Annotated in this window: 1 pseudogene (running past one end of the window); it reads left to right on the top strand. The window is 74.3% G+C overall.

Annotated elements, in window-relative coordinates:
- Positions 1-1,306 precede the first annotated feature (1,306 nt).
- Positions 1,307-3,203: pseudogene (gene mfd, locus FrCorBMG51_RS00925) on the top strand (transcription-repair coupling factor) (it continues 1,860 nt past the right edge of the window).

Below are 3,203 nucleotides of genomic sequence, written 5' to 3'. Positions count from 1 at the left end.
CCCCGCCGGCCGACCGGCTGGTCGCCGCCATGGCCTCCGTGCTGGCCCCGACCGGGAAGGTCATCGCCCTCACACCGGCCGGGCGGGGTGATTTGGCACCTGACCTGGTCACGGCGGTGGCGGCGAGCTGGTCGGACGACCAGGGGATCGTGCTGGTCCTGGACGCCTCGCCGGAGCCGGACGTGCGCGGGGCCCTGGAGCGCCTGCCACCCGCCGTGTCCAGCGAGCTGCCCCGGTGGGCCCACGAGCCGACCTGCATGGCACGTTCGTCCGGTGCCGGCAGCGGGCATGTGCTGTACAACCGGGTCGCGCAGGCCCGGGCGGCCCGTCCCGGCGGCCTCGCGCCCATCCTGGCTGACCGGGCACCGGTCGTCGATCTTGTCATCGTGCTGACGCCCGCTCTTGTCGATCTTCCGATGACGGCGGCGTCCGCCATGCAGGCGGACGTCGTCATCGTGGTTGCGACCGGCCGGACGCGGATCAGGGAACTCGCGCGGGTCCTGCGGGACTGGCCGGCCCTGGCCGAGCGGATGGTGGGTGTGGTGCACGACGGACGTTTCGGCACACGCCGGTCCGCCGACCGGGGCTTCGGCGTGTCACGGGTTGCCGCGTCGGCCACGGCCGTGCCACGCGCCACCGTACCGTCGGGCCTGTCGCGGGAGGATGCCGCTTTCGGCCCCGCCGACAGCGCGGCCAGCCGCGGCGGAGCACCGGCAGGGACGGCAAGCCCAGCGGCCGCGGCAGGTTCGGCGGGCCGACCGCTGGCGGACACCGCACGCCGCGCGGTGGTCGACGCCGAGGTCACCGACCGCTATGCCCGCCCCAGCGGCAAGCAGGGGTGAGCCTCGTCCACAGCGGCCGCGGTCGGGCACGGACAGTGATCCAGAAGGGCTCCCGCAGGGGTGAGGGCAGGACGCTGGGTGGATCTGGGACGGACCCGGCGGCCTGGAGCCCCCGCGGGATGCCGGACAGGACTCCCGGCGGGCGTGGGGCGGGACTCCGCGGGGCGCGCGCCATGGGCCATGGGCCGTCGGCGTCGCGGCGGGCGGTTGCCCGGGTGGCGAGCCGGGCGTTCGGCGGGCCACGGAGGTGGTCCTGAGTCCGCCGATTCCCCGGCACGTAAAATAACGGAGAACGCGGTTGTGTATGCCGGGCTTGTGTACGTGGGGTGGCTTGTAGGCCGGGCGCCGTCCCGCGGGGAACAGCCCGGTACGCCAGCAGTGACCCACTCCGTGACGCTGTGTCCTGTTTGCAGTTTGTCGTTCGTCTGTAATGTGCGCTGTTCCCGAGAGGTTCGGACGCTCTTATGACCCTCGCCCCGCTGTTGGATGCCCTCACCACCACTCCGGGTGCGGATCCGGCCCTGGCACGCGCGGTCGCCGCGGTCGGTGAGCCCCGGCTGGACCTGTCGGCCCCGGCGGCGTTGCGCCCGTTCGCCGCCGCCGCGCTCGCGGTCCGGGGCGGCCGGCCGGNNNCCGGGGCGGCCGGCCGGTGCTGGCCGTCACCGCCACCGGGCGGGAGGCCGACGATCTCGCCGCGGCGCTGTCGAGCCTGATCGATCCCGACACGGTCGCGGTGTTCCCGAGCTGGGAGACCCTGCCGCACGAACGGCTGTCCCCGCGGGCCGACACCGTCGGGCTGCGCCTCGCCGTGCTGCGGCGGCTGGCCCACCCCGACAGCACCGGCCGGCCGCCGCTGTCGGTCGTGGTGGCGCCGGTGCGGGCCGTCCTGCAGCCCCAGGTCGCCGGCCTCGGCGACCTTGAACCGGTGACGCTGGCCGTCGGTGACAGCGCCGACCTGGGCGAGGTCGTGGACAGGCTCGTCGGGGTCGCCTACCACCGGGTCGACCTGGTGGAGCGGCGCGGCGAGATCGCGGTGCGCGGCGGCATCCTCGACGTCTTCCCACCGACCGAGGAGCATCCGCTGCGGGTGGAGTTCTTCGGCGACGAGGTCGAGGACATCCGGCCGTTCTCAGTGGCCGACCAGCGGGCGCTGTCCGGCCCGTCCGACGGCCAGAACAGCCGGGACGGACGGGACGGACGGCGCCAGCTGTTCGCGCCGCCGTGCCGTGAGCTACTGCTCACCCCACCGGTCCGGGCTCGGGCCCGGGAACTGGCACAGGCGCATCCCGAACTGCTCGACATGCTCGACAGGATCGCGGACGGCATCCCGGTGGAGGGCATGGAGGCGCTCGCGCCGGTGCTCTGCGACGAGATGGTGCTGATGCTCGACGAGCTGCCCGCCGGCACGCACGTGCTGGTGTGCGACCCGGAGCGGGTCCGGGCCCGGGCCACCGAGCTGGTGCGCACGAGCCACGAGTTCCTGGAGGCGTCCTGGAGCACGGCCGCCGCCGGCGGCAGCGCCCCGATCGATCTCGGCGCGGCGGCCTATCGTTCGATCGCGCAGGTGCGTCAGCGGGCCATCGAGATCGGTCTGCCGTGGTGGTCGATCGGCCCGTTCGGCGGCTCCGGCGTCACCATCGACGACCACCTGGGCGGTGACCGGCTGGAGGGCGGCGCATCCGGGGCCAGGGGTGCCGGGGGTGCCGGGGGCGGCCTGGGCGGCGACAGCCGTCCCGATGGCTACCAGGCGTGGGACGCGGCCACCGGCGAGGATGATTTTGACGACCACACGGTGGTCTCCAGCCTGCGGCCAGCCGCCGCCTACCACGGCGACACCGCGCGGGCGCTCGCGGACATCAAGGGCTGGCTCGCCGACTCCTGGCGTGTCCTGCTGGTGACCGAGGGGCATGGCCCCGCGCAGCGGCTCGTCGAGCTGCTGCGAGATGCCGACCTCGGCGCCCGCCTCGCCGAGGACGCCGACATCGCCCGTGGTGTGGCCACGGTCACCTGCGGCCAGTTGGGCAGCGGCTTCACCAGCGACCTGCTGGGCATCGCGGTCCTGACCGAGACCGACCTCGCCGGCCAGCGCGGTGTGACCACCCGTGACATGCGCCGGATGCCGCACCGGCGCCGCAAGGGCATCGACCCGCTCGCGCTGCGCTCCGGCGACCTGGTCGTCCACGACGCCCACGGGGTCGGCCGGTACATCGAGATGGTGACCCGGACCGTCGCCGGCGCCACCCGCGAGTACCTCGTCCTCGAATATGCGAAGGGTGACCGCCTGTACGTCCCGACCGACCAGCTCGAACAGGTCACCCGATACGTCGGCGGCGAGGGCCCGAGCCTCGACCGGATCGGCGG

Source organism: Protofrankia coriariae (assembly GCF_001017755.1).
Classification (GTDB): Bacteria; Actinomycetota; Actinomycetes; order Frankiales; family Frankiaceae; genus Protofrankia; species Protofrankia coriariae.
Note: the sequence above shows the minus strand (reverse complement) of the source record. Positions and strands in the feature narration are given on the sequence as shown.